This window comes from Parasphingorhabdus sp., assembly GCF_048269865.1.
Lineage (GTDB): Bacteria > Pseudomonadota > Alphaproteobacteria > Sphingomonadales > Sphingomonadaceae > Parasphingorhabdus.
On record NZ_JBLWUA010000001.1, the window covers coordinates 128,186 to 154,359 of the forward strand.

Here is a 26,174-nt window from a genome sequence, read left to right on the forward strand (position 1 = left end):
CAAATAGTCATCGCCAATACCGCACCTTCGTCATTGGCGGCGCATTCTTATGCCGCGCTGACTCTGACCGGTATCGCGCTTTGCAGGGCCTGCCCCGTGATCGGATCGATGTTTTCGTCGTCGGACAGCAACCGATTGGTCGATCCGCCCTTGCTCATCACTTCATCCTTGCCGGCCTCGCTGTCGCCGAATGCGTGGCTCATCGAGATGACGCCGGGACGGACTTTGTCGTCGGCCTTTGCCAGGCCGAAGATCGAGGCGGTTGGTGACGTGATTTCGATGATTGCACCATCTTCTATGCCTGCGGCAGCCAGATCGTCGGGGTTGAAAAAAGCCGGATTGGTCGGCATTTTCTCGACCAGTTTTGGAAATGTGTGGCCGTTGCTGTTGTAGCGATGCTTGGACCGGCGCGAAATGAGGCGGAAGTCGAAGCCGTCGTCCGCCGGATCATTGGCGGCATATTCGGTCAACGCGCTGGGCATCGCACCAGCGTTGAGATCGAATTTTTCCTCAGCATCCGGATCGGCAGGACCGACTACGGGGTGAAGCTCATCATAGGTGATTGCTGCGCCCTTGCGCTCCAGCGCCGCTGCGTCGGCCTTGGCCTTGCTCGGTTTGAGCAGCGAGCCTGCGGAAATCAGGTCGAGCACGGTGGCCTTGTCGGGGCATTCGTCCATCGATACCGGGCCGCCGGGGAAGTTCATTTCGATGCCCATATGCTTGGCCAGCCACCAGAGCATTTCATATTCGTCCATCGTGTCGCCGGGCGGTGGCACCATCGCTTCGGTGTAATGGGCATAGGCTTCCTCGGTGAAGGCATCAGAGACATTATTGATGTCTTCGCGTTCCAGACACATGGATGGTGCCAGGATCATATCCGCCCGTTTGGCGCTGGCCGACATCCACGGATCGACCTGAATGAACAGTTCGCATTCATCGAGCGCGCGGCGGACTTTCTGCTGGTCGGGGAAGGCAATTTCGGGATTGCCGCCGATCGAGATCAGCGCCTTGATCTGGCCTTCGCCCGGGGTCAGGATTTCGTCGGCCAGCACGTTGCAGGGCATTTCCTTGCCGAGCAGGCCAAGGCCGCGGATGCGGGATTTGGCAAAGCCCTCGCCAAAGGTCGGCATTTTTGGCGCGACTTGCGCCTTTCTCGGACCGCCCATCAACGGATTGAATACCATAGGCGCAGAAACCCGCTCGCCTTCCTGATTGAACCGGGCGCAGAGGATGTTGAGTGAGGCCACGAGATATTCGGTGAGCGTACCGTTGCCTGCCATTTCGGGACCGGTGCCGGTGACGACGCGGCCTTTATTGGCTCCCGCGAACATGCGCGCAGCGGCAATTAGTTGATCCTTGTCGACGCCGGCGCGTTTCGCTGCGACATCGGGGGTCATCGGTTTGACCGCGGCTTCCAGCTCTTCGACGCCATCGACATGAGCGGCGACGAAATTTTGATCGTAAAGCTTTTCTTCGAAAATCACGTTGAGCATGCCGGCAAGCAGGGCAGGGTCTTCACCCGGTTTTACCGGCAGATAGATATCCGCCAATTTGCCCATCTCGCTCACCCGAGGGTCGGCGACAATGACTTTCAGGCCGCGTTCCTTGGCATCCCGCAGGCCACGGGAAGGCGAGGCTGTGGGCATGCCACCGGAATAGTGGGATACAATCGGATTGTTGCCGACAAACATCGCGACGTCGGACTCGGTAAAGGCGTTGCCGCCCCCCATCCACATGCCATAGCGAGCGGTGGTAAAGACCTTTGCCGGCTGGTCGACGGTGACGCTGGTGTACCAGTTGCGCGAGCCGATGCCCTGGGCAAAGGCGTAGGATGTGCCAAGCACGGCGCTGTTCTGGAAAGCGTTGGTTCCGCAATAGACGGCGATGCTGTGGGGGCCGTGTTCTTCGACCATTTTCTTCATCTTTTCGCCGGCGAGCTTCAGCGCATCGGCGGTGGCTATATCCTTGAAACTGCCATCCGGCTGGCGAATCTTGCTGGTGATCATCCGGTCGGGAAGATTGTGCATGTCGGGAAGCTGGCGGCCCTTGATGCAGGTGTAGCCGTGGAACAGGTGATCTTCCTTGTCTCCACGGACGGAAACGACTTTGTCATCTTCCACTTCCACCACCATCGCGCAGCTGGCGTGGCAAAAGCGGCAGAAACTGCGTTTGGTTTCGACGGACATAAATCTCTCCTATTTTGCCAGTTGTCTAGGCGCGACGGTGCTTTCACGCGACTGACAAAAATGCTCGGGAGGTCGCTATCTTCTGCTCGTTTGGAACCAGGGCTTTCAGGCAAAAACGCCCAAACGTTACCCGCTGTTGCGCAAGGCAGTGGCAATCGCATTCAGCGACAACTGGATGCCTTCACCGATACGGGGGTCCTCTTCCCCGGCGCGCAGGCGTTTCATCAGCTCGATCTGGAGATGGTTCAATGGCTCAATATAGGGCAGGCGCAGTTCGATGCTGTTGAACAGCGACGGACTCTTCGCCAGCAGATGCGGCTGTTCAGTAATCTCCAGCAATATATCGCGCGTCTGAAACCAGCCGGAGCGGATGCGGCTGAAGAAAGCCTGACCCATCTCCTGATCCTCGACGAGGCCGGCATAGCGCGCCGCGATTCCCATATCGGACTTCGCCAGTACCATTTCCATATTGGAGAGCGAAGCCTGAAAAAAGGGCCAGCTTTGCGCCATATCCTTCAGCTTGGCCTTGTCCTCATAGGCCGTGAGCGCCCGACCTACGCCGTACCAGCCCGGTAGCATTACGCGGGCCTGTGCCCAGCTGAAAACCCAGGGAATGGCGCGCAAGTCCTCGATCTTGTCGCTTTTTGTGCGGCTGGCAGGGCGCGACCCGATTTTGAGTTTTGCGATTTCCGTCAGCGGCGTCATCTGCCGGAAAAATGTGCGGAAACTGTCGTCACCATAGACCAGATCGCGATATTCGGTGAAGGCAACCTGCGAGATTTCATCCATTGCCGAGGCGAAACCGGAATGCACTTTTGCATCGGTCCGGTCAGGTTCCAGCGAATTGATCAGTACCGCTGACGTCATCGCTTCCAGATTGGCTTCTGCGCTGTCTTCGGTGCCATATTTGGCGGCAATGACTTCGCCCTGTTCGGTAATCCGGATGCGCCCGGCCACGGTTCCCTTGGGCTGTGCCTTGATCGCGCCGAATGCCGAGCCGCCGCCGCGTCCGACGGCACCGCCGCGTCCGTGGAAAAGCTGCATCTTTATGCCTGCGTCCGCAAAAATTGGCGTCAAGGCATCGCTCGCCTTGAACAGGCTCCAGGTCGACGTCAGATAGCCGCCGTCCTTGTTGCTGTCCGAATAGCCGATCATCACTTCCTGATGACCGCGTGCCTTGGCCAATGCATGCATTTCCGGAATGGCAAAGAAATCGGTCATCACCTGCGGAGCATTTTCCAGATCGGCGACGGTCTCGAACAGCGGAACCGCCATCACCGGACAGGACGGTGCTGATTCATCTTCGGTTGGTGCATGATAGAGCCCGGTCTCCATCAGCAGCACATAGACTTCCAAAATGTCCGAAACGCTCTCGCCGTTGCTGATATTATAGTTGGTGATGACATCGGGACCATATTTCCGATGCGCTTCGGCGGCGGCACGGATGATCGACAGTTCCTTGGCGGTCTCTTCGCTATAGGCGATCCACGGACTGGCCAGCGGCCGGTTGTTGGCGAGTTCTGCCCGTAACAGCTCGACACGGGCGGCTTCGTCGAGTGCCAGATAATCCGGTTCAACGCCGGCTTGTTTTAGCAGTTCAGCGACAACCCGTTCGTGCACGCGGCTGTTCTGGCGCATGTCCAAAGTAGCGAGGTGGAAGCCGAACAGCTCGACGGTACGGATCAAGCGGCCCAGCGCCCCCGATGTTGCAAAAACGCCTTTGCCGGCCGATTTGAGGCCGTGTGCCAAGATGACAAGCTCTTCCCGCAGCTGCTGCGGATTTTCATAGGCCTCGGCCAAAATCGTGGATGCGCGGCCGGGCACATGGCCACATAGTTTGAGATGCGTCGCCGACAGCCTGGCGTATATACCCGACAATGCGCGCCGGTAGGGTTCGTCGATACGGCTTGGTGCGTCGTCGCCGCTGGCTTCGGCGAGCGCCAGCACCGCATCGGGCACATCGGCAAGTTCGGTGGAAATCGAAAGCTCGGCCCCCAATGTATGGACGCACATCAGATAATAGCCGATGACCGTCTCGGCCGCGCGCGAAAGCGCCTCTTCCATGGCATCGGCATCGACAAAGGGATTGCCGTCGCGGTCGCCGCCGATCCAGCTGTTGAGTTTCAGGAAACTCGGCAGCCGCGCGCCCAGGATCTGTTCCCATTTCGCATAAAGCCGGGGCAGCACCGGGAGAAACACGTCCTTCATATAGCTTTGCGAAATCTGGACTTCATCGGTTACGAACAGCCGTTCCCGGCGCAGCGGACGGGTTTGCCACAGCAGGGCGATCTGACGCAGGATCGCAGCGTCGAGCATGTCGCCTTGCGGGGTTTCCGTTTCTCCCGCGTCTTTCATCAATAAAAGTTCGGCGATCCGGGATTTATGGTCGATAATGCTCTTGCGCCGCACCTCGGTCGGGTGAGCGGTCAGCACTGGCGCGATCAGCGCTTCGTCCAGCAGGTCCAATATCGCCTGGCGGTCAACCCCCTCGCTGGCGAGCAGTTCGATCGCTTCGATCACGGTTGCTCCTTTTTCCGCTGCCACGCCCTGGCGATCTTCAGCCAGATTGGCGAGTAGCGAAAACAGCATGAAGCCGCGAACAAAAGCCAGCGTCTCGTCCAGCGACAGCGCGTCAAGGCCCGGGTCTATTGCGTCCGCATCCGCAACGCCCCGGTGACGATCGACGCTGGTTGAGCGGATATATTCGGTGCGTCGGTACAGCTCTTCCCCGCCATAGGAACGAATGACATCGCCCAGTAATCTGCCGAGATATTTGATATCAGGATTTTGGCGGACGATGAGGGACTGGGTCATACGATTATGCTGCACCGCAACAGATTCCCGGTCAAGCGTTTAGTGCAGAAGAAGAGCGGCCGGCGCGTACGGCAAACTGCACGATGCCGGGCCATCTTGGCAGATAAAATTGTTAACGAATAGTTGCTAAACGGCTATCATAAGGAGATTTGTTATGGCGCGGATAATATACGCCGAAGATGATGAGCTGATGGGCGAGATCGTTCGCGATACACTGATGGATGCCGGCCATGCCGTCGGGGTGATCGGCGATGGTGTTACCGCGCTACAGGTCGCCAAAATGAAAAATCCTGATTTGATCATTCTCGATTGCAGCATGCCAAAAATGGGTGGCGTGGAGGTGTTGCGCCGAATTCGCGCCAACCACGAACTTTATTCCACGCCGGTGCTGATGTTGACGGGACGGTCATCGGCGACCGACCAGCAGATTGCTTTTGATGCGGGCGCCACGGAATATCTGAGAAAACCATTTAATCGCGAACGGCTGGTGTTCATTGTTGAAAACATGCTTGAGGAATTCCAGAGACGATATGGTGCGCGGCCGCAGGCAAGACGGTCGCTTTGATCCGACCGTTGAGGCGTCAGGACTAGCGCCGAAATTTTCGGGCCAGAAGCGCATAGCCAATGATCAACGCCAGCATTGCCATCAATCCGACAATCCCAAGCAGGCCGCCCTCGGGGCCATAGGCTCCGCCGGTCCAGATTTCCCAGCCCGACAATTTTGCATCAAACAACGCATCTTCGGCGGCATTGCCGCTCATCGCGAAACCAAAAATCTTCGATTGGGAAAAATTCCACGACGCATGAAGGCCCACCGACAGGCCAAGCCGTCCGGTTAAAAGTATCGGCACGCACCAAACCGCTCCGTTCAACGTTAATATTGCGAAGGCCAATGCGGAGAAATGATTCGTCCCGCTGTGAATGATGCCAAATAGCAGTGAGGAGGCCCCGACGGCAGCGACCATTCCGTTAAGCTTGCCCCAACGGGTTGAAAAGCTGTTCTTGAGGTTGATCAGCAGGAAGCCGCGAAACACGGTTTCTTCCCAATAGGCGACAAGCGCCGTTTTCAGAAAAAACAGCCCAAATGCGCTATCGAACGCGTGATTCTGGAAGGACACCGACGCCAGTCCACCCGGCGCTGTGACCAGCAGAAACATCAGGGCAACACTCGCCGTTCCAATGGTCAGTCCAGCCGCCAGTTCCGCGACCATGGCGCCGCTGGGTTCGAGGCCGTAATCCCGGATGGAACGGCGATCGACCCGTCTGGACCAGGCGACCATCAGGACGGTCAAAATGATCGCCGCGAACAGAAACTGCAGGAGGCTGCTGCTCAGTAGCAACAACGGCGAAACGAGCAGAATCAACAAGACCGCAAATATGAGCAGCCGCCACGCAACGTTCAGTTCGGCAAGCTTGGACAGGATCGCGGTCACTGGCAGCGCTCCGTTCCCCTCCGATACTATGTGGAAAGGGCAAAAGAGCCAATATCAGCAAGGGCGGTGCATCAACTTTCCAGCTCGATATCCCAATAGAGCCAGTCGTGCCACGTATCATGCAGGAAGTTTGGGGGGAAAGCCCGGCCATGTTCCTGCAGATGCCAGCTGGTCGGCTTGATCGGCTGCTTGGCCAGCTGCATATGCGCTTCCTGGGGCGTGCGGCCGCCTTTCTTGAGGTTGCAGGGCAGGCATGCGGTGGCGACGTTTTCCCAGGTCGTGCGGCCTTTCTGGCGGCGCGGGATAACGTGATCGAAGGTGAGATTGTCCGGTGATCCGCAATATTGGCACTCGAACTTGTCGCGCAGAAACAGGTTGAAACGGGTAAAGGCCGGATATTCCGAAGGTTTGATATATTTTTTAAGCGCAATCACCGACGGGATTTTCATATCCAGATTGGGGCTGTGCACTTCGCGCTCATAGCTGGAGACGATATCAACCCGGTCGAGAAACACCGCCTTGATTGCGGTTTGCCAGGGCCAAAGGCTGAGCGGATAATAAGACAGCGGTGTATAGTCGGCGTTGAGGACGAGCGAGGGGCAGCTTTCCGGATGCCTCAGCAAGTCGGGGTGATACATAAGCACTGTCTCCCTTGTCCTTTACTGTCCGCCCTTTATGCCTAAGAACATGACATGACTATTACACAAACAACATTATCCGGCTCATGACGTCAAGTACCGAGTTAAATCCAGATGTTGTAGTGCGTTTCGCTCCGAGCCCCAATGGATTGTTGCATTTGGGCCACGCTTATGCAGCAATGATGGCGCATGACTACGCTCGCCAACGCGGCGGAAAGTTTCTGCTGCGGATCGAGGACATTGACGCCGGTCGCAGCCGTCCGGAATTTGTGACAGCAATCCAGGAGGATCTGCGCTGGCTCGGCCTGGATTGGGACGGTGATATCATCTTTCAGTCCGAACGGTTCGACAGCTATGCAGCAGCGGCGGACCGGCTCAAGGCAATGGGCTTGTTATATCCCTGTTTTTGCAGCCGTACGGACATGCGGCAATTGCAGGAAGATGGTGCGCTTGTAGAGGGGCCGGACGGACCGATCTATGCCGGAACCTGCAGACATCTGGATCCGGCGGCGGCCATCGAGCGAGTGGCAAGCGAACCGCACAGCTGGCGGCTTGATGTTGAGAAGGCGGTGGGCGTCAGTGGACCGTTGCAGTGGATAGACGAACGGCACGGACGGCAGATTGCGAGGCCGGAGCGGCTTGGCGATGTCATTCTGGTGCCCAAGGAATTCCCGGTTGCCTATCATCTCGCCGTGACAGTCGACGATGCCCGGGAAGGGATCACCCATGTCGTGCGTGGCGATGACCTGTTCGCATCCACTGCCATCCACCGCCTTTTGCAAGCTTTGCTGGAACTGCCGACGCCGCGGTACTTCCATCATCGCCTGTTGCTGGACGAAACAGGCGGAAAGCTCTCAAAAAGCCGGGATTCTGCCTCTTTGTCCGTATTGCGATCGGACGGTGTCAGCGGGCATGAATTGATGCAAGATTTGCGGCAGGGTATGTTCCCGGTTGGAATCTCACTCTCCCGGGGTTAAGGTGAAGATATGAGCTATGTTTTGATTTTGATGATTGTCGCGGCGGCCGCTGCTGTTGTTTATGCCCTTGTTCGCGGGCTGATTGCTTTTGCCAATATGGAGCCGGGCGATGTCGATGCGGATGGTATCACCGCGTCGCACAAGAAGCAGAATGAGATGATGTTCGCTCGCGTCAAATATCAGGCGATCGCTATTGTTCTGGTGATCATATTGCTGGTTTTGGCTGGCGGCCAGGCCTAGGCGACCGCCCGGATGGTCAAACTCAACAAGATTTACACCAGAACGGGTGATGATGGCACGACCGGACTGGTCGATGGATCCCGAATTGCAAAAAATGATCCGCGGATGGCCGCTATTGGCGATGTCGACGAACTGAACAGCGCGCTCGGTATCGCGATTTGTGAAATTGGCGATGACGCGCTGGCCCAGGAATTGCGGATCGTCCAGAATGATCTGTTCGACCTGGGCGCGGACCTGGCGACACCAGCTGAGCCAGACGACGATTTTGCCCCTTCTGAAATGGTGCTGCGCATTGTACCGGAACAGGTTGAGCGGCTCGAAGAAAAGATCGACAGCGCCACGGCCAAGCTTGATCCGCTGACCAGTTTCATTTTGCCTGGCGGTTCAAAATCAGCTGCTGCGGTGCATCTGGCCCGTGCCATTGCCAGACGGGCCGAGCGCACCTGTGTTGCCGCTGGCCGCGACATGCCGATCAATCCTCAGGCGCTCGCCTATATCAACCGCTTGTCAGATTATTTGTTCGTTCTCGGACGAGCACTTAATAATGGCGGCAAGGACGACATCTTGTGGGTGCCGGGAGGATCGCGCTAGCGCCGAAAAAAGCGATGCGCGACAATATCGTGCAACCAATGGTCGCGAGCATACGTTATTGACCTGAATATCGTTCGCGCTATGTTCCGATAAGAATTAGAGCTTCCAACGGAGTAGGATTGATCGCCAGCCAACCGAAAAGCCCGTCCATGCCTTTGGCTGACCCAGACAATAGCTTCCGCGCCAAGACCCTGCTGGACCGTTTTGAGGAGGTTCGGCGCTATTCACTTCGTCTTGCCGAAGGTTTGAGTGATGCCGATGCAACCGCTCAATCGATGGATGATGCGTCCCCGACAAAATGGCATCTGGCGCATACAAGCTGGTTTTTTGAGACTTTTCTGCTCCGCGATCATGTTGCGGGCTATCGCCTGTTTGACGATGATTATCCCTATTTGTTCAATAGCTATTATGAAGCCGAAGGAGCGCGGCACGCGCGCCCAGAGCGCGGCCTGCTAACTCGGCCGCCTCTGACCGATGTGATGGAATATCGCCGCCACGTCGATGGCGCGATGGCCCAGGCTATTCCCGGTTTTGATGAAGCATTGCTCGACCTTGTCGAGCTCGGCCTGCACCACGAGCAGCAACATCAGGAATTGTTGCTGACTGACATATTGCATCTGTTCTCGTGCAACCCCCTGAAACCCGCCTATTCTGAAAAAACCACCCTCAGCAGTGTCGATGCGAGTCCGCTAGAATGGATCGACGGTCGGTCCGGCGTTCATCAGATCGGTCATGACGGAACCGGTTTTGGCTTTGATTGTGAAGGCCCGCGCCATGATGTGCTGCTGCATCCCCATGCTCTTGCCAACCGGCCGGTGACCAATGGCGAGTGGTTGGGCTTTATCGAGGATGGCGGCTATCGCGACTCCTCTCACTGGCTCTCTGATGGGTGGGCGTGGGTTCAAGAGCAGGATATTGACACCCCCTTATACTGGAGCCGGACGGCCGACCAAGGCTGGATGGAATTCGGACTGGACGGCAATAAGCCGCTCGACCTGGCGGCACCTGTCAAACATATCAGCCTGTATGAAGCCGATGCCTACGCTGCCTGGGCCGGTGCCCGTCTGCCGACCGAAGCGGAATGGGAAGTGGCCTCTGATCACGGCTTGCCGAATAGCGGCGCTGTATGGGAATGGACTGGCAGCGCCTATCGCCCGTATCCCCGATTCAAGGCCGCTCCTGGCGCGATCGGTGAATATAACGGGAAGTTCATGTCGGGACAGTTTGTGCTGAAGGGCGCGAGCATAGCGACCTCGCCCGATCACACCCGATCAAGCTATCGCAATTTCTTCTACCCCCATCAGCGCTGGCAGTTCACCGGATTGCGGCTCGCCAAAGATCTATAGGACCAAGGATTTCTGTCATGGATATGACCACTACTCTCGTCGATCATACCTTTCGCAAAGATGTGCGCCGGTGCTTTGAACAGCAGACCTATGCGCTGCCTGCGCGCTGGCTTTATGATCGGCGCGGGTCAGAACTGTTTGAAGAGATTACCGAATTACCGGAATATTACCCAACCCGGACCGAGACCAAGCTGCTGCGTGACCATGGCGCGGACTTTGCCAAAGCGATTGGCGAGGGCAGGGCAGTGATTGAATTTGGTTCCGGCAGCTCGGTCAAAACCCCTCATCTGCTGCGCGCTGTCAATCCGGCCGCTTATGTGCCGATCGATATCTCCGGCGAGTTTCTGGAGCATAGCGCCGCGATTTTGCAGGACGATTTTCCCGATCTGCCGATTCATCCGGTCGAAGCCGACTTCATGACGCGTGTTGAACTGCCGGACGCTGTGGCGGATTTGCCGAAGCTAGGCTTTTTCCCCGGGTCGACAATCGGCAATATGATCGCGAGATCATCGGTCGATCTGCTTCGTTTCATGCGCGAAACGCTGGGCATCGGTTCCCAGTTGCTGATCGGCCTCGACCGGGTGAAGGATCCGAATGTCCTGATTGATGCCTATGACGATAGCGCTGGCGTCACTGCGGAATTTTCGCTCAATCTGCTCAATCGGATTAACCGGGAATTCGAAGGCGATCTTCCGGTCGAAATGTTCAGTCATGTGGCGATCTGGAATGATGATTACGCGCGAGTAGAAATCTATCTGGAAGCACAAGCTGACGTGACTTTCTCGATTGATGGCAAGAAACACAGCCTGTCCAAAGGCCAGCGTATCCATATCGAGAATAGCCACAAGTTCGGCTTGCGCGATGCCCGGTTGATGTTGCGAGCGGGAGGCTGGTCTCCGCTATGCGACTGGAGCGACGAGCAGGATTATTTCACGCTGATATTGGCCGAGGCGCACCCCTATAAGCACGCGCCTTGAAGCTATTGTGCTGCTGACGCTGCCGTCGGCGATTTGCGATAGTTTGCCCGCCAGGTAGTAATCCATTCATAGGCTCCGCGACATTCCGGCATCGCGCTTGCTTCTGTCAGGCGGAACATGTCGCCGTCCCAGACGTAATTTTCCGCACTACCGCAATCACCGAGACCGCGTCCCTTGCCATAGCTGCTCAATGTCTGGTTCTGGTTGTCCCAGCCTGCATTGACCAGCAGGGGATCGGTGCCTTCGCCGCCCCAACTCGGTTGACGATCGAATTTGGCGGGGCTGAAAGTCCAGCCTCCGTCGGTATTTTTATCTTCAACATATTCGCCGACAAAAGGTGCGCTGGAAAAATTATAGGCGCCCGAGCCGCAGGAAATGAGCACCAGCGCCCGGAACCGGTTGCCGCGCCGCCCCAGCGGATAGACCTGGTCCTCGACCACACCGTAGCGCTCGTCCTTGCATCGCGAATCTTCGACCAGAGAAATGATGGCACTGGTCTCGGGCACCAGCTTCGCACTTTCCCAATGGTCGACGGTGATCAGTGGGATAACGGGCGTAACGGCGTCAAAGGGTTTGGAGCCCTTGGCAACCAACGCGTTATCGGTTCCGACGCGATCCTGTTTTTCGTCGATATAGCGGAGGGCGGCCGATGAACCTGACAGAGATATTCGGATGATATTTTCACCGCCTGGCCCGCGCAGGGCAAGCTTTCTGCCCTTGATGATGGCCGTCGCAACTTTCAGGGCATCCTCGCCGACAATCTCAACCGGATAATCGCCTTGCACAATCGCGCCAGTATCAACCAGTTGATCATCGACGATCATCTGGTAGCGGTCGATGTCACCTGGTTCGAAAGAAATGTGAACCTTGAAAATATCATCGCTGCCTGCGGTCCGAAGAATCGACACCGGGCCGCCCCAGTCATCATACGCGGCACCGTCCGCCTCCGGCATCAGAGCGACCGCCCGACAAGTGCCACCATTGTCACAGCCGACGACCCAGTCCCCAAAAGTCCGGATTTTGCCTGGTTGGGCAACGGGTGTGGTGGTTGCAGCAGCGATTGTCGCAAATATTCCAGCGATGAAATTGATAGGGGACATAATTGCAATCTAGCCAGTTTGCCGGACAATCGCTAGTGGCTTGTGCACTCAAGATACGCAGCGCGAAAGGGATAGCATGAAAGCAATTGGTATTATCGGATCGGGGCAAATGGGTGCGGGTATCGCACAGGTTTCGGCGCAGGCGGGCTACCATGTCTATCTGTCGGACGTCAGCATGGAGATAGCCGAAAAAAGCAAGGCCGGCATTGCCAAGCAACTCGCGCGGCTGGTGGAAAAGGAAAAGATTGAACAGCAAGCGGCAGACACTGCGCTTGGGCGGATTGAACCGCTGGTTCAGCTCGATCCGATGGCCAATGCCGATATCATCATCGAAGCCGCCACCGAACGCGAAGAGGTGAAGCGCCAGATTTTTGCCGCTGCTTCCGAAGTGCTGGGGCATCAGGCTATTCTCGCCAGCAATACATCATCGATATCGATCACTCGGCTGGCGCAGTCGGTCAAGGATCCGTCCCGCTTTGTCGGCGTGCATTTTTTCAATCCGGTTCCCTTAATGGGTCTGGTTGAAGTCATTCGCGGCCTCGCCACCAGCGACCAGACGGCGACCATGGCCAGCGATTTTGCCAAGGCAGTCGGCAAGACCGCCGTCATGGCAAAGGATTCGCCCTGCTTCGTCGTCAACCGCATCCTGCTGCCGATGCTCAACGAGGCGTTTTTCGTGCTCGGCGAAGGCACGGCGTCGATGGAAGATATCGACCGCGGCGTGCAGCTCGGCCTCGGTCACCCGATGGGGCCGCTGACGCTGGCTGATCTGATCGGACTGGATACTTTGCTGGAAATCCTGCGCGTTCTCCAGACTGATTTTGGCGATCCCAAATATCGTCCGGCGCCGATCCTTTGCAAATATGTCGAGGCCGGCTGGCTCGGTCGCAAGACGGGCAAGGGCTTCTATGACTATTCGGGCGAAGTACCGGTCCCGACGATGTGAAAGCCTATGATGCCTGGACCCTGACCTTTTATCCGGACAAGGCAGACCATTGTGTGGACGATCATCCGTGCGATGTAGCGGGGCGTCTTCCTGCCTTTCTTGATCTGCTGTCACCCGGTGGACGGTATTTTGCGATCCAAAAGACGAGTCATGCGTAAGGCTGGGACAATCATCAGTGTTATTTGACTATCCCTCGGTGGAAGAAATGGAAGCATGTTATAAACAATCGGGCCGCTGGGCCGATTTAGATATAAGGGCCTCTATGGAAAGCGGCTTTTTTAGCGGACCATGTCGATGGCTGACGATCCAGGTGCAGAAACAGAAGCGGAGAGAAGAGCAGATATGACCGACATCAGAGACTTTATAGTCGATATTCCAAAGACGGCCCTCGACGATCTAGACATTCGCTTGCGGCATGTGCGCTGGCCCGATCCGGAACCGGTCGATGACTGGTCGCAGGGTATTCCGCTCGATTATGTCAAGACCGTCGTCGATCACTGGAGGACCAGCTATGACTGGAAGCGCTGCCAGGATGCGCTCAACCAATATTCCCATCATCTCACCGAGATTGACGGCGTCGATATCCACTTCATGCATATCCGTTCTCCGGAGCCGAACGCCCGGCCTTTGATCATGACCCATGGCTGGCCGGGTTCGATCGTCGAGTTCATGGATGTGATCGGGCCGCTCACCGATCCGGTGGCCCATGGCGGCGAGGCCAAGGATGCCTATCATCTGGTGGTGCCGTCACTGCCCGGCTATGGGTTTTCCGGCAAGCCGACCGCAACCGGTTGGGGCATCGAAAAAGTCGCCACTGCCTGGGACACGCTGATGACGCGGCTGGGCTATGACCGTTATTTCGCGCAGGGCGGAGACTGGGGCGGAATGGTGACCTCGGTCATCGGTGCGCAAAATCTCGGACACTGTGCCGGCATACACGTCAATCTGGTGATTGTCGGGCCGCCGTCGGAAGAGATCATGAACAACCCGACGCCGGAAGAACAGGCGTCGCTTGCACATTTCGCGGTCTACCAGTCGCAGGGCGCGGGCTATGCTGAAATCCAGCGGACCCGCCCGCAGACGCTCGGCTATGGCCTGGCGGATTCGCCGGTCGGTCAGATGGCCTGGATCATGGAAAAATTCCAGGGTTGGGCAGACGATGCCAAAGCGCCGGATGACAATTTCGACTGCGACCAGCTGCTCGACAATGTGATGATCTACTGGCTCAACAATGCGGGGGCTTCGTCGGCACGGCTATACCGCGAAAGCTTTGGCGCTCCCAATATTGATCCGGTCGAGATCCCGTCGGGGTGCAGCATTTTCCCCCACGAGATCATCACGCCCTCGCGCCGCTGGGCCGAGCAACGGTTCAAGAACCTGCGCCACTGGGGCGAGCCGGAACGTGGTGGGCACTTCGCAGCGATGGAAGTGCCCGACCTGTTCATTGCAGAAGTGCGGCGCTGCTTCGCCGAGATGGAGCTTTAATCCTGCTTACCTCAGGACATCCAAGCGGGTAATGGTCCGATATCGTGGCCAGCCGCTCGCGCGGCCGTCGTCGCTTGCGAGATGAACTGCCAGACGTTCGAAGAAAAGCCCGGATCAATCTGGCCCTCCCATTCGGGCATTGATTGATAAAGCTTGGCCGTGCCCTCCCACATTTCCGGGGTTGCTACCTTGCTGAACGGCTCCAGCAGCGCGAACCATTCGCGAACAAAGGCCAGCGCCTGTTCGCTGTCGGCTGGCATGGGCAATGCCGCTTCAATGCGGCCGCTCAATTCCTTCCATTGTTCCAGATATTTGTCGCTGCTGAATTCCGGCAGGATGGGCGCAGCATTTTCAAGCCAGTGCGCTTGCTCCTCTGGCGTGTAATAACGATCAATCACCTGTTTCCAGTTTTCCTGGGTCATGTTTTCTTCTCCGTCTTTGACTAGCGAACAGAGGGTCGCAGCATCGAGAGGTTCGCCGCTGTCGATGCGAGACAATGCAGTTTCGAGATTGTTTCTGGCCATGGCTATTTCGTCCGCCTCCGCCGACAGGACGGCAAGCTGACCGCGCAAAAGATGGGCCAGGTCCAGCGGTTTGTTGTCGAACAAGCGGCCAATCTGGGACAGGCTCAGCCCGGCCTTCTTGAGCGTGACGATCTGGTGGATCCGTTCGATTTGCGCGGCGCTATACACGCGCCTTCCGGACCCTGTGCGCAGCGGTGACAACAGTCCGCGCGCTTCGTAAAAGCGCAGGGCGCGGCTGGTCAGGCCGGTGCGGCGTACAACCTCGTTTATGGTCAGCGAATCAATCATATTTTCGGTATAGTCCTTGACGTTAGGTCAACTTCAAGCGGTTTATGTGGCTGCTGGACAGGCCCTGTGCTTTGCGCCATTCACCCTCAATGGGCGGATTAATTTTCAGACGGCTGATGACAGCCATACCGACATTGCTAGTCATCATATTGGCGTCGTTTTTTCTGATGCGTCTGGCGCCCGGCGGACCGTTTGACGGGGAGCGTCCGCTCGATCCAGCTACCCAGGAGGCACTGCAACGGGCCTATGGCCTCGACCTTCCGCTGTGGGAGCAGGCCTGGCTCTACGTTTCGCGGCTGGTGCAGGGGGATTTTGGGCCGTCACTGGTCTATCGCGACTTCAGTGTATCGGAGCTGATAGCGCAGGGCCTGCCGATTTCCCTGACGCTTGGCGGCCTTGCAATCGTGCTCGCCCTGATGATCGGCGTAACCGCCGGCCTTTTTGCGGCGGTGCAGGCCGGAAAGACAACCGACAAGACGATCATGATGCTTGCGACGATTGCGACCGCGCTGCCGACTTTTGTAACCGGGCCTGCGCTGGCTCTGTTCTTTGGTCTTTGGCTGGGGTTGTTGCCGGTGTCGGGAACCGGTGACGGCGTCGCTTGGCTGATCATGCCGGTCGTGGCGCTGGCGCTGCCGGTGTCGGGTGCGATTGCCAAGTTGACCCGCGCCGGACTGGCTAGTGTGCTCAGGCAGGATCATATCCGGACGGCACGGGCGCGCGGGATTGGCGAAACCAAAATATTGTTCAAACATGGACTCAGGCCCGCTCTGGTACCGGTGGCGAGCTATCTGGGTCCTGCAGCGGCTGGCCTCTTGACCGGCGCGGTGGTGGTGGAAACCGTTTTCGGTCTGCCGGGACTGGGTCGTTATTTCGTCCAGGGGGCGCTGAACCGCGACTATCCGCTCGTGCTCGGTGTGGTCACCCTCTATGCCGCGCTGATCATCCTGTTCAACCTGCTTGCTGACCTGATCTACGGCTGGCTCGATCCCAGAATGCGGGAAGGGTGAGGTGATGTTGAAACGCCATGCCCCGCTTGTTCTTGTCCTGGTGATTGTGACGCTGGCGCTGTTGCTGCCGTTCCTGCTTCCCTGGAGCTACGACCAGATCGACTGGGATGCGGTCCGTGCGCCGGCATTTAGCGGATCGCATTTCTTCGGTACTGATGAAATCGGCCGCGACCGGCTGGCGCGGCTCGCTGCCGGAACCCGGATCACGTTGATGGTGGCGGTGGCTGCGGCTTTGGTCTCGCTCATTGTCGGCATCGCCTGGGGAGCAACCGCAGGCTGGATCGGCGGCCGGGTCGATGAGGCAATGATGCGGATTGTCGACGGCCTCTATGCGCTCCCGTTCATGTTCATTGTCATTCTGCTGATGGTGGTTTTCGGCCGGTCGATCCTGCTGGTTTTCGTCGGCATCGGTCTGGTCGAGTGGCTGACCATGGCCCGGGTCGTCCGGGGGCAGGTGATGGCGTTGAAACAGCGCCCGTTCATTCTGGCGGCTGAAGCCGCCGGGGCTCCATCGATCACAATCATCGTCCGGCATATTCTGCCCAATGTTGCGGGTGTCGCGCTGGCTTATCTGATGCTGACCGTGCCGCAGGTGGTGATGGTCGAGAGTTTCCTCTCCTTCCTCGGTCTTGGCGTACAGGAGCCGCTGACATCGCTCGGTATATTGGTCAAGGAGGGCGCCGATGACATGGATATGGTGCCATTGGGTTTGGCACTGCCTGGCGGTCTGCTGGTTCTGATATTGGTCTGTCTGACCATCGAAGGTGAGCGGCTGAGAGACCGTTTCTCATGAGCCTCTATGAAATCCGGAATATGGCCGTAGATATCGTAGGCAAGCGGATCGTCGAAGAGGTCAGCCTCACCGTCGAGGCAGGACAGTGCACTGCACTTATCGGCGCGTCCGGATCTGGCAAGAGCCTGACTTGCCTGACGCCTTTTGGCCTTACCGCTGCGACGGCCTCCGGCTCGATGATATTGGACGGAATCGATCTCGGCAGCGCCGATCCCCGCCAAATCCGCGACATACGCCGCTGGCTCACCGGATTTATATTCCAGCAACCGCTGACCGCGTTGACGCCGCATCTGACCGTCGGCGCCCAACTGCAGGAGGCGACGATGCAGGCCGGGGCCTCGAGGCCTTCGCGTGAGGATCTGGCCCGCAAACTGCACCGGGTTGGCCTGTCGCGGGCTGATGAGCGTCTCGACCAGTTTCCGCATCGTCTGTCCGGTGGCGAACGCCAGCGGGTGATGATTGCAGCGGCCATTGCGCACGAACCGAAATTGCTTGTGGCCGACGAGCCGACCAGCGCTCTGGATGCCTCGCTGCGCGCCGAGATCATGGCTTTGCTCGACGAATTGCGGATCGAGCAGGGGCTGGGCCTGCTGCTGGTGAGCCACGATCTTGCCTCGGTCGAGGGGCATGCTGATCAGCTGGTGGTGATGGAAAAGGGGCAGGTGTTAGAGAGGGGGCCGGTGGGCGAAATCATCGCCAGTCCGTGGGAAGATTATACGAGACGGCTGATCGCCGCCACGCCGCGCCTAGAAGAACCACCCCCCGAGCTTAGCCAGCCTGGCGCGCTGTTGCTGGAAACGGCGAATCTTGGAGTCGATTTTGATCTTCCTGGCTGGCGTAGGGGTAAAATCCGGGCTGTGGTCAATGCGAGCATCCGGTTGCGGCAGGGCGAGGCGCTGGCCGTCGTCGGCGGTTCCGGTTCGGGGAAATCAACGCTTGGGCGTGCCATTGCCGGTATCGGACCCGTGACGCATGGCAAAATCATGTGGCAGGGGACTGTGCTTCCGGAACGCCGCAAACGGAGTCTCGACATGCGCCGGTTGATTCAGCCGGTTTTTCAGGATCCGGTCGCCAGCCTCGATCCGCAATGGCAGGTTCGGGACATAGTGACCGAACCGCTGCGCAACCTGAGGCCCGACCTGAGCCATGCCGAACATGGCCAGATGGCGCGGCAGGCTTTGTCTGATGTCGATCTGGCGGAGGATTTTTTGACTCGTCTTCCGGCAAGCCTGTCCGGTGGTCAGGCGCAACGGGTGGCGATCGCCCGGGCCATTATTGCGGTGCCGCAACTGCTGGTGCTGGACGAGGCAACCTCTGCGCTTGATCCGCTGGTTGGTGCCGAGATTCTCCAGTTGCTAGCCCGGCTACAGGTGGAAAATGGTCTGAGCCTGCTATTCATCACACACGACATCGCTGCCGCGCGCAGGTTATGCCACCGCGTTGCCGTGATGGAAGAAGGGACGATTGTGGAAAGCGGTGCTATGCAGGACGTGATTGACGATCCCCGGCATCCGGCGACGCAAAAGCTGATCGCCGCGAGTTAAAAAAAGGGCCACCCGGTTGTCCGAGCGGCCCCTTTTTCAGCGTGAATTTTGTGAATTTAGAACGATACGCCGAGAGTGAAGATAAAGGCAGAGTCGGTGAAATCTTTCTGTGCCGGGGAGTCGTCGGTATCGGTGTAGGCCACTCCCAAAGTCAGATTTTCCGTGATGGCATAATCAACGCCCAGGGACCAATCGACGTAATTGTTGTCGGTGCCCTGCAATGTGCTGAGGAAGCTGTTGCCGTCAGAATAGCCGATATGTCCGTTCACGGTCAGCGGGGTGTTCGGAATGCCGGTGCTCAGGTCGGTGTAAATATAGATATTGTCCTGGTTCGCCAGCGCACTCTGTCCGCTCCACGAATAAGCAGCACCGACGGTCGCTTCTACAGGACCCAGAGTCGCGGAAAGCGAAGCATAAGGTTCGAAGAAATCGGTTGCGCCACCACCAACGCCGCCTGCGTCAGGATAGAAATAATAGAGCAAGCCAACATCGGCGGAAATGCCCGAAGCGATTTCACCGGACCAGCCGCCGTAAATATCGATTTCCGTGCCACCGGCAAAGTTGATCGAAGAACCCCATGTTCCGACATAGAGGCCGCTTTCGTGACCGATATCGATACCACCCTGGATGGCTACGTCGCCGCCGGATTGTGCAACACCGCGAAAACGGTAGTCAGATGTAACAGCTGCGTTGCCGGAAATGGTGAAGGGGCTGGCGGATGCAGCTTCTTCATCTTGGGCGAATGCTGGTGCGGCCGTGCTGGCCAACAAGATGGCCGAAAGGCCGACGATGGTTGATTTGGCTTTTCCGCCAAGAATATTTTTACTGGACGTGCGCATGGAAATCCCTTTCTCGTTGATGCGTCTCGCCCCTCCTGATTTGTTTTGGCTGTCTTTTTATTGCGCCAGATGCCCCGAACGCGAACAGTCTCTAAACATGCAAGGGAAAGCTGCTCTATATTATTGCGCTGCACAAGAAAGAAGAGACAGGAAAGGTGACATAATTGTCGAATGTTGCACTTGCGCAACAACGGCGAAGTAGCGCGCTTAAATTTTAGGCGGATTTGGTGATCGGTGATTAAATATGCATCATTCCTGCCGCTTTTCTGCACCGTCCAGCATGTCGAAAGGGGTAGCGCAGCTTATTTGGCCGATTCCGATTCCGATTCTGCGCTGTCGATGCTTTGGCTGGCGCCGGATTCGAGGGTGAATGTTCCTGTTTTCGGCAGTGACTTGATATGAATGTCGCGCTGCGGAAAGGGAATCTCGACCCCATGTTCCTTGAACAGATCCCATACCCGTTTCAGGATCGCTGCCTTGAAATTGCCGACGCCCGATTGCGGATCCTTGATCCAGCAGCGGATCTCAAAATTGACGCTGCTGTCGCCAAACTCCAGCATCCAGACGACCGGTTTGGGATGCTGGAGCACCCGCGGCACGTCAACGCAAGCCTGTTTCATCAGGTCGATTGCGTGATCCATGTCGGTGTCATAGGATACGCCGACCGGGATGCTGATCCGCACATTGGGATTGGAATAGGACCAGTTTTCGACTTCCCGCGTCATCAGGTCTTCGTTCGGGATCAGATGCTCCTTGCCCTCCCGGGTCAGGACGGAGACGGCGCGGACGCCGATCTTGTTCACCCATCCAAAACTGTCTCCGACGGCGATGACATCACCGGGCTTGATTGAACGGTCCATCAGCAGGATGATCCCCGCGATCAGGTTACCGATCGTCTTCTGCATACCGAAGCCGATCGCCAGACCAAAGGCACCGGAGAAGACCGCCAGAGCCGTCAGGTCGATCCCGACTATGTCGAGGCCGAGGACAAAGGCTCCGCCCAGAATGGCGACGGTGGCGAGTTTCTGGCCCAGAACCTTTTGCGCGCCATCCAGTTCGCTGTTTCCGATGACATAGGTCACGAGCCGCATCAGCACACGGGCCACCGCGAGCATGATAACGGCGGTCATCGCCAGGGAGACAATCCAGAGCAGTGAAATTCTTCTCGTGCCCAAGCTGAACCCGACCCTGTCCATCGCTTCGGTAATCGGTTCGATACCGCCAACCAGTCCCGACCCGATGCTCACGAACAGGGCGAGGCCAATCGATGTACCCAGCCAGTCCGGCATCCGAACACCGCGGATCAGGTCATTGGCAAACAGGCCAACCGTGATTGCGATGGTCAGGGAAAAGACAACCTGTGCGATCAGGTGCCAAGGATAAAAGGCGAGGAAAATCCCGCACAGAATGAATGTGGTCGCGCGGCGCGTCATGTCGCGGATGCGGCGACCCGCCAGCTCGCTCTCATAGCCAGCGCGGGCTTCCCACAGATGACGAAGCTTGGGACCGATATATTTGCTGAGATACCAGCCCGCGGTCAGCGCCAATATGACGAGGCCGACGGCTACGGTGCCTTCGATATATTGCACATTGCGAGGCGTGTCCGGCGTCAGCGCCTCGATATATTTTAATGCGTCATCGATCATCGCTTCGCACTGTGATAATGTTCAAACGCTTTGGCAAGGTCGCCAATCAGATCGTCCGGGTCTTCCAGTCCGATATTGAGCCTGACCAGCGCGCCCTTGATCGTCCATTCGGTAGCCGTGCGATGCTTCCCCGGATCGACCGGGAGGGCGAGGCTCTCGAAGCCGCCCCAGCTATAGCCAATGCCAAACAGCTCCAGGGCGTCGATGAAGGCCGCCCGGCTTTGTTCGTTGCCGCCTTCCAGTTCAAAGGAAAACAGTCCAGATGCGCCTGCGAAATCGCGTTTCCATATCTCGTGGCCCGGACAGTCGGGCAGGGCTGGATGGAGGACGAGACCCACTTCGGGCCGTTGCTTCAGCCAGCTGGCGACTTTCAGCGCACTGGCTTCGTGCTGGCGCAGACGAACTTCCAATGTTCTGAGACCGCGGGAAGCGAGATAGGCGTCATCGGGAGAGACCACCTGGCCGAGTTGCTGAGCCGTCCGCCGCAGCCGTGTCCAATGGCCGCTGTGAGTGGTCACCGCGCCCATCATCACATCGCTGTGCCCGACAATATATTTAGTGGCTGCAATTATCGCGATATCGACGCCATGCTCCAGTGCCGGGAAAAAGCGGGAGGTTGCCCAGGTATTGTCGAGCAGAGTGACCACATTGGCGGCTTGAGCCGCCTTGCAGATCGCCGGGACATCCTGGACCTCGAAGGTGAGGCTGCCGGGGCTTTCCATCAAGATTGCCTTGGTGTCGGGGCCAAACAGGCCTGCAATATCCGACCCGATCATCGGGTCATAATAACGGGCGGTCACACCCATCCGCTTCAGGAACGTGTCAGCAAAACTCCTGCTGGGGTCATAGCTGCTGTCGGTCAGCAATACTTCATCGCCGGGTTCCAGAACCGCGAGCAGTGCACAGGAGATGGCAGCGACCCCGGAGGGGTAGAGCATCGTCCCGACGGCACCGGGTTCCATTTCAGTCAGCGCTTCGGCCAGCGACCATTGCGTTGGAGAACCGCGGCGACCGTAGAAGAATTTCCCGTCACCGTTGGATTTCACGCCATCCCTGAGATGCGCCACATCCTCGTAGAGATGGGTGCTCCCACGCCACACCGGCGGATTGACCACAGCGCCGGTCCATGTTTTGCGCCGACCACCGGTCACGACCTGGGTTGCAGGTCTTTTTGAACCAGAGTCGTGATCAGCCAACTAAAGTTCCAGCAGCGCCAGCATCTTCAGGCGGTTTCTTTCGGCGTGTCCGCATCGGCACCCCATTCGGCCCAGCTGCCGTCATAAAGCGCGGTCTTCTCGGCACCCGCCAAGGCTGCGGCGAAGGATACAACGGCTGCGGTCATGCCTGAGCCGCAGGTTGTGATCAGTGGCTTCGAGAGATCGATGCCGGCATCGCTGAAAATCGCCTTGATCTCGTCACTGCTTTTCCAGGTGCCATCGGCGTTGAAAAAATTGCTGTGCGGGATGTTGGTTGAGCCAGGAATATGTCCGGATGCTGTATTGCCGCGCGGGTCGGGTGTTTCGCCGCTGAACCGGTCAGCAGGGCGCGCATCGACAACCTGTTCGTCCTTGCTGTGCAGATTGGCCAGCAAATCGGCTTTGGTGCGAACGTCCTTCTCATCTTTCCAGACCGTGAAGTGGCGGTGGCGCAAAGCCTCCTTGCCGGTTTCCAGTGGCCGTCCTTCAGCTTTCCACTTGGCGATACCGCCATCAAGAATGGCCACTTCATGGGCGCCAAAAATGGTCAGCATCCACCAGGCACGGGCAGCGCTTTTCAATGGGCTGTCGTCATAAAGAACGACGCGGCTGCCATCGCCAAGACCAAGCGATTGCATCCGGCTGGCGAATTTTTCTGCCGGTGGCAGCATGTTGTCGATCGGATTGTTGGTGTCGGTCAATTCACCGAGGTCCATGAACACGGCCCCCGGGATGTGGCCGGCTTCATATTCGGCTGCTGGATTGCGCCCTGCATCGGGCATGAACTTTGTCGCATCGACGATGCGCAAATCCGATGCACCCAGTTCTTTGGCCAGCCAGTCCGTTGATACCAGCAATTCCATATTCAGCTCCTCATACCCGCAATCATTTGCACTGTTCGTATCTTCGTTTAGCGATTCGGTTTCCAGCCGTCGAGGCTATAACGCATTACCCAATGAATCTACCGCATATGTGGTTTTTGGGTCATTCATTTTATGATAGTTGATCCAGGAAGTTTTTGGCGTGGCTCCGGATATCGTCCCGGGTATGCGGGTCCATGCCCTCCCAGGTGCGATAAGGCATGGCCAGTCGATGATTGTCGCCCAGCTTTTCCTGATTCCGGTCAAGAAACTCCCAATAGAGGGCGTTGAACGGGCAGGCGTTTTCGCCAACCCGCTGTTTGACGTCATAGCGGCAATGCTGGCAGTAATCTGACATTTTGTTGATATAGTTACCCGACGAGGCATAGGGTTTGGAAGCAATGATGCCGCCGTCGGCGAACTGGCTCATTCCCAGTGTATTGGGCAGTTCCACCCATTCATAGGCATCGGCGTAGACTTCCAGATACCATTGATGCACCGCTTGCGGCTGGAGACCGGCGATCAGGGCAAAATTCCCGGTTATCATCAACCGCTGAATATGGTGGGCGTAAGCCAGATCAAGCGTCTGTCCGATCGCTTCCGCCAGGCAATGCATGTCCGTTTCGCCAGAATAGTAGAAATCCGGCAGTGGTCTCTGCGCGTCCAGAAAGTTTCGGTCGATATAGTCCGGACCTTCGCGCCAGTAGATACCGCGCATATATTCCCGCCATCCGATGATTTGCCGGATGAACCCTTCCGCTGCGTTGAGCGGTACCTCTCCATCATGATAGCGCTGCTCCACCTCCCGGCAGAGATCGAGCGGATCGAGCAGGCCGGAATTGATGTAGGGCGAGAGGATCGAGTGCCACAGAAAAGGCTGCCCGCTGAGCATGGCATCCTGATAGTCCCCGAACCGGGGCAGGGCTTCATCAAGAAATTTGCGTTTCTGGCGCATCGCTTCTTCATGCGTGACGGCGAAGTGGAACTGTTCAAGCGATCCGGGATGGTCGGAAAATTGCTCTGCGACCAGAGCCAGCACGTCGCGCGTGATTTCATCGGGACGAAAGCGGATCGGTTGCGGAATAGCAAGGTCGCCCTTTGCCGGCTTTCGATTGGCGGTGTCGTAGTTCCATTCGCCGCCTTCCGGGTTACCGTCCTCGTCGAGCAAAAAGCCAGTTTTCCGCCGCATCTCGCGATAAAAATATTCCATGCGGAGCTGCTTTTTGCCGTCTGCCCAGTCGGCGAAATCCTGATGCGTTGCCACAAACCGATCGTCCGGGCAGATAGTGACCGGAATATCGAACTTCTGTTCCCAGTTGTCGATCATCGCCATGACCCGCCACTCACCAGCTTCGGTGATGCGGATGCTATCGATATCATGCCTTTCCAGCGCCCGCGCGATTTCGCCCGAGAAACTGCCGCTATTCTCCGAATCGGACCATGCGACATAGTCCACCGACCATCCCCGTTCCTCGAGCGCTTTTGCGTGGTGACGCATGGCCGAGAATATATAGGCGATCTTTGCCTTGTGATGCCTGACATAGGCTGTTTCTTCGTTCACCTCCATCATCAGCAGTATGCATTGGTCGGGCTTTTGTCCTTTCAGCGCGGAGATGTGGACCGAGAGTTGATCGCCCAATATCGGTATGAGAGTTTTTTCAGACATGCTCGGCTTATCCCATCATCGGGCGGCCTCTGGCGATCTGTGCTTTAGGGCAGTCTGGCAGTTGTCGTGACTGATGACATCGCGTGCCGGCTGTTCTAAACGGTTCGCATGACCGATGATGAATCCGAAAAACTGGCACCACGATTTCTGGGCCAGGATAGCGCGCTCCCGACATCGCCCGAAACGGCGGAGCTGGATTATGTCCCGAACCCGCGAGCGGGCGACTTGTATCTGACCCGGTTTGCAGCACCCGAATTCACCTCCCTCTGTCCGGTGACCGGACAACCGGATTTCGCGCATCTGGTGATCGATTATGCGCCCGGTGAGACGATCGTGGAGTCCAAATCGTTGAAGCTGTTTCTCGGGTCCTTTCGCAACCATGCCGCTTTTCACGAAGACTGCACGGTCGGAATCGGCCGACGGCTGTTCGACGAAATGCAACCCAAATGGCTGCGTATAGGTGGGTACTGGTATCCTCGTGGTGGTATTCCGATTGATGTATTCTGGCAGTCTGGCGAACCGCCAGCAGGATTATGGGTTCCTGAACAAGGCGTTGCTCCGTACCGCGGCCGCGGATAGCGAGACCGTGGCACACTAAAGCGTTTTTGACTTTGCAACGTCACAAACTAACCCTAGTGTAAACATATGGGTCAACAACATCAGCATAATATCGCCATCGAGGCATCTGATATCGATTTCATGGGTCATGTGAATAATGCCAATTATCTCACCTGGGTGCAGGATGCGGTCGTGGCTCACTGGCAGAAAATTGCTCCCTCCGAAGCTGTTGCTTCCCACCTCTGGGTAGCGATCAAGCATGAGATCACCTACCGCAAGCCCGCTTTTCTGAATGATGATGTCATCGCCGAGGTGCTATTGGAAAAAGTTCATGGCGCGCGGGCATTTTACAGCACGATCATCAAGCGTGGCGAAGAAGTGCTCGCCGAAGTCCAGTCCAGTTGGTGCTGCGTTGATGCCGACACGCTCCGCCCGACTCGCCTGGCGAAAGACATCGTCGCGCGGTTTTTGGGTTAACGACCGGAGCCGACCCAATGCCGACTTGGCGTCAGTCCGC

24 protein-coding genes are annotated in these 26,174 nt (G+C 57.4%); 13 read left to right on the forward strand and 11 right to left on the reverse strand.

The window, feature by feature from the left end; all coding sequences use genetic code 11:
• Positions 1-47: 47 nt before the first annotated feature.
• Together ACN0WW_RS00690 and ppc are read right to left on the reverse strand one after the other, a co-directional pair.
• Positions 48-2,186: a molybdopterin-containing oxidoreductase family protein gene (locus ACN0WW_RS00690; protein ID WP_417608349.1), complete on the reverse strand. Its 2,139-nt coding sequence runs from the start codon at positions 2,184-2,186 to the stop codon at positions 48-50.
• A gap of 126 nt (positions 2,187-2,312) precedes the next feature.
• Positions 2,313-5,000, reverse strand: coding sequence for a phosphoenolpyruvate carboxylase (gene ppc / locus ACN0WW_RS00695; RefSeq protein ID WP_417608351.1), 2,688 nt, complete (start codon positions 4,998-5,000; stop codon positions 2,313-2,315).
• Between the two features lie 154 nt (positions 5,001-5,154).
• Between ppc and ACN0WW_RS00700 the strand changes: the two genes are divergently transcribed.
• The gene (locus ACN0WW_RS00700) at positions 5,155-5,565 is read left to right on the forward strand and encodes a response regulator transcription factor (RefSeq protein WP_417608353.1); all 411 of its coding nucleotides are present in this window, start codon (positions 5,155-5,157) and stop codon (positions 5,563-5,565) included.
• Positions 5,566-5,587: 22 nt separating this feature from the next.
• On the opposite strand, the gene ACN0WW_RS00705 is transcribed toward ACN0WW_RS00700, so the two are convergent.
• Both ACN0WW_RS00705 and ACN0WW_RS00710 read right to left on the reverse strand, forming a co-directional pair.
• Positions 5,588-6,433 carry a CPBP family intramembrane glutamic endopeptidase gene (locus ACN0WW_RS00705; protein ID WP_417608355.1) on the reverse strand — a complete coding sequence of 282 codons (846 nt, stop codon included), beginning with the start codon at positions 6,431-6,433 and terminating at the stop codon, positions 5,588-5,590.
• Positions 6,434-6,504: 71 nt separating this feature from the next.
• Complete coding sequence (locus ACN0WW_RS00710) at positions 6,505-7,071, reverse strand: HNH endonuclease (protein ID WP_417608357.1); 567 nt, start codon at positions 7,069-7,071, stop codon at positions 6,505-6,507.
• A gap of 86 nt (positions 7,072-7,157) precedes the next feature.
• Between ACN0WW_RS00710 and gluQRS the strand changes: the two genes are divergently transcribed.
• The 5 genes from gluQRS to egtD all read left to right on the forward strand — a co-directional run bounded on the left by gluQRS (position 7,158) and on the right by egtD (position 11,202).
• Positions 7,158-8,048, forward strand: a complete 891-nt coding sequence (gene gluQRS / locus ACN0WW_RS00715; RefSeq protein ID WP_417608359.1) for a tRNA glutamyl-Q(34) synthetase GluQRS — start codon at positions 7,158-7,160, stop codon at positions 8,046-8,048.
• A 9-nt stretch (positions 8,049-8,057) separates the two neighbouring features.
• Complete coding sequence (locus ACN0WW_RS00720; RefSeq protein ID WP_417608361.1) at positions 8,058-8,288, forward strand: HIG1 domain-containing protein; 231 nt, start codon at positions 8,058-8,060, stop codon at positions 8,286-8,288.
• Positions 8,289-8,300: 12 nt separating this feature from the next.
• The gene (locus tag ACN0WW_RS00725; protein WP_417608363.1) at positions 8,301-8,879 is read left to right on the forward strand and encodes a cob(I)yrinic acid a,c-diamide adenosyltransferase; all 579 of its coding nucleotides are present in this window, start codon (positions 8,301-8,303) and stop codon (positions 8,877-8,879) included.
• 149 nt (positions 8,880-9,028) lie between these two features.
• On the forward strand, positions 9,029-10,225 hold the full coding sequence (egtB, locus tag ACN0WW_RS00730; RefSeq protein ID WP_417608957.1) for an ergothioneine biosynthesis protein EgtB: 1,197 nt from the start codon (positions 9,029-9,031) through the stop codon (positions 10,223-10,225).
• A gap of 17 nt (positions 10,226-10,242) precedes the next feature.
• Entirely contained in the window at positions 10,243-11,202 is a 960-nt protein-coding gene (gene egtD, locus ACN0WW_RS00735; RefSeq protein WP_417608365.1) for an L-histidine N(alpha)-methyltransferase, read from the forward strand.
• Between the two features lie 2 nt (positions 11,203-11,204).
• Here the strand turns inward: egtD and ACN0WW_RS00740 are convergent, their stop codons facing one another.
• Complete coding sequence (locus ACN0WW_RS00740) at positions 11,205-12,302, reverse strand: DUF1176 domain-containing protein (RefSeq protein WP_417608367.1); 1,098 nt, start codon at positions 12,300-12,302, stop codon at positions 11,205-11,207.
• A gap of 76 nt (positions 12,303-12,378) precedes the next feature.
• Here ACN0WW_RS00740 and ACN0WW_RS00745 point away from each other — a divergent pair, with 76 nt between their 5' ends.
• Both ACN0WW_RS00745 and ACN0WW_RS00750 read left to right on the forward strand, forming a co-directional pair.
• Entirely contained in the window at positions 12,379-13,248 is an 870-nt protein-coding gene (locus ACN0WW_RS00745) for a 3-hydroxyacyl-CoA dehydrogenase NAD-binding domain-containing protein (RefSeq protein WP_417608369.1), read from the forward strand.
• A gap of 342 nt (positions 13,249-13,590) precedes the next feature.
• Positions 13,591-14,733 (forward strand): epoxide hydrolase family protein, encoded by a 1,143-nt coding sequence (locus tag ACN0WW_RS00750; RefSeq protein ID WP_417608371.1) that lies wholly within the window; start codon positions 13,591-13,593, stop codon positions 14,731-14,733.
• 11 nt (positions 14,734-14,744) lie between these two features.
• On the opposite strand, the gene ACN0WW_RS00755 is transcribed toward ACN0WW_RS00750, so the two are convergent.
• The gene (locus ACN0WW_RS00755; RefSeq protein ID WP_417608373.1) at positions 14,745-15,545 is read right to left on the reverse strand and encodes a MerR family transcriptional regulator; all 801 of its coding nucleotides are present in this window, start codon (positions 15,543-15,545) and stop codon (positions 14,745-14,747) included.
• 116 nt (positions 15,546-15,661) lie between these two features.
• Between ACN0WW_RS00755 and ACN0WW_RS00760 the strand changes: the two genes are divergently transcribed.
• Genes ACN0WW_RS00760 through ACN0WW_RS00770 form a run of 3 tightly spaced genes read left to right on the forward strand, consistent with a single transcriptional unit; the run spans position 15,662 to position 18,892 of the window.
• On the forward strand, positions 15,662-16,555 hold the full coding sequence (locus ACN0WW_RS00760) for an ABC transporter permease (protein ID WP_417608375.1): 894 nt from the start codon (positions 15,662-15,664) through the stop codon (positions 16,553-16,555).
• 4 nt (positions 16,556-16,559) lie between these two features.
• Positions 16,560-17,348 carry an ABC transporter permease gene (locus tag ACN0WW_RS00765; protein WP_417608377.1) on the forward strand — a complete coding sequence of 263 codons (789 nt, stop codon included), beginning with the start codon at positions 16,560-16,562 and terminating at the stop codon, positions 17,346-17,348.
• On the forward strand, positions 17,345-18,892 hold the full coding sequence (locus tag ACN0WW_RS00770; RefSeq protein WP_417608379.1) for an ATP-binding cassette domain-containing protein: 1,548 nt from the start codon (positions 17,345-17,347) through the stop codon (positions 18,890-18,892). The genes ACN0WW_RS00765 and ACN0WW_RS00770 overlap by 4 nt, the downstream gene beginning before the upstream one ends.
• Before the next feature lie 56 nt (positions 18,893-18,948).
• Here the strand turns inward: ACN0WW_RS00770 and ACN0WW_RS00775 are convergent, their stop codons facing one another.
• The 5 genes from ACN0WW_RS00775 to ACN0WW_RS00795 form a co-directional block, all read right to left on the reverse strand.
• Positions 18,949-19,731 (reverse strand): TorF family putative porin, encoded by a 783-nt coding sequence (locus ACN0WW_RS00775; RefSeq protein WP_417608381.1) that lies wholly within the window; start codon positions 19,729-19,731, stop codon positions 18,949-18,951.
• Between the two features lie 302 nt (positions 19,732-20,033).
• Positions 20,034-21,377, reverse strand: coding sequence for a mechanosensitive ion channel family protein (locus ACN0WW_RS00780; protein ID WP_417608383.1), 1,344 nt, complete (start codon positions 21,375-21,377; stop codon positions 20,034-20,036).
• Positions 21,374-22,573, reverse strand: a complete 1,200-nt coding sequence (gene metC, locus ACN0WW_RS00785) for a cystathionine beta-lyase (protein ID WP_417608385.1) — start codon at positions 22,571-22,573, stop codon at positions 21,374-21,376. The genes ACN0WW_RS00780 and metC overlap by 4 nt, the downstream gene beginning before the upstream one ends.
• A gap of 26 nt (positions 22,574-22,599) precedes the next feature.
• Entirely contained in the window at positions 22,600-23,436 is an 837-nt protein-coding gene (gene sseA, locus ACN0WW_RS00790; RefSeq protein ID WP_417608387.1) for a 3-mercaptopyruvate sulfurtransferase, read from the reverse strand.
• A gap of 130 nt (positions 23,437-23,566) precedes the next feature.
• The gene (locus ACN0WW_RS00795) at positions 23,567-25,099 is read right to left on the reverse strand and encodes a cryptochrome/photolyase family protein (RefSeq protein WP_417608389.1); all 1,533 of its coding nucleotides are present in this window, start codon (positions 25,097-25,099) and stop codon (positions 23,567-23,569) included.
• Between the two features lie 108 nt (positions 25,100-25,207).
• On the opposite strand from ACN0WW_RS00795, the gene queF reads away from it, so the two are divergent.
• Both queF and ACN0WW_RS00805 read left to right on the forward strand, forming a co-directional pair.
• A complete protein-coding gene (gene queF, locus ACN0WW_RS00800) occupies positions 25,208-25,678 on the forward strand; it encodes a preQ(1) synthase (RefSeq protein ID WP_417608391.1) in 471 nt (156 codons plus the stop codon).
• Positions 25,679-25,744: 66 nt separating this feature from the next.
• Entirely contained in the window at positions 25,745-26,134 is a 390-nt protein-coding gene (locus tag ACN0WW_RS00805) for an acyl-CoA thioesterase (RefSeq protein ID WP_417608393.1), read from the forward strand.
• The last annotated feature ends 40 nt before the right edge of the window (positions 26,135-26,174 follow it).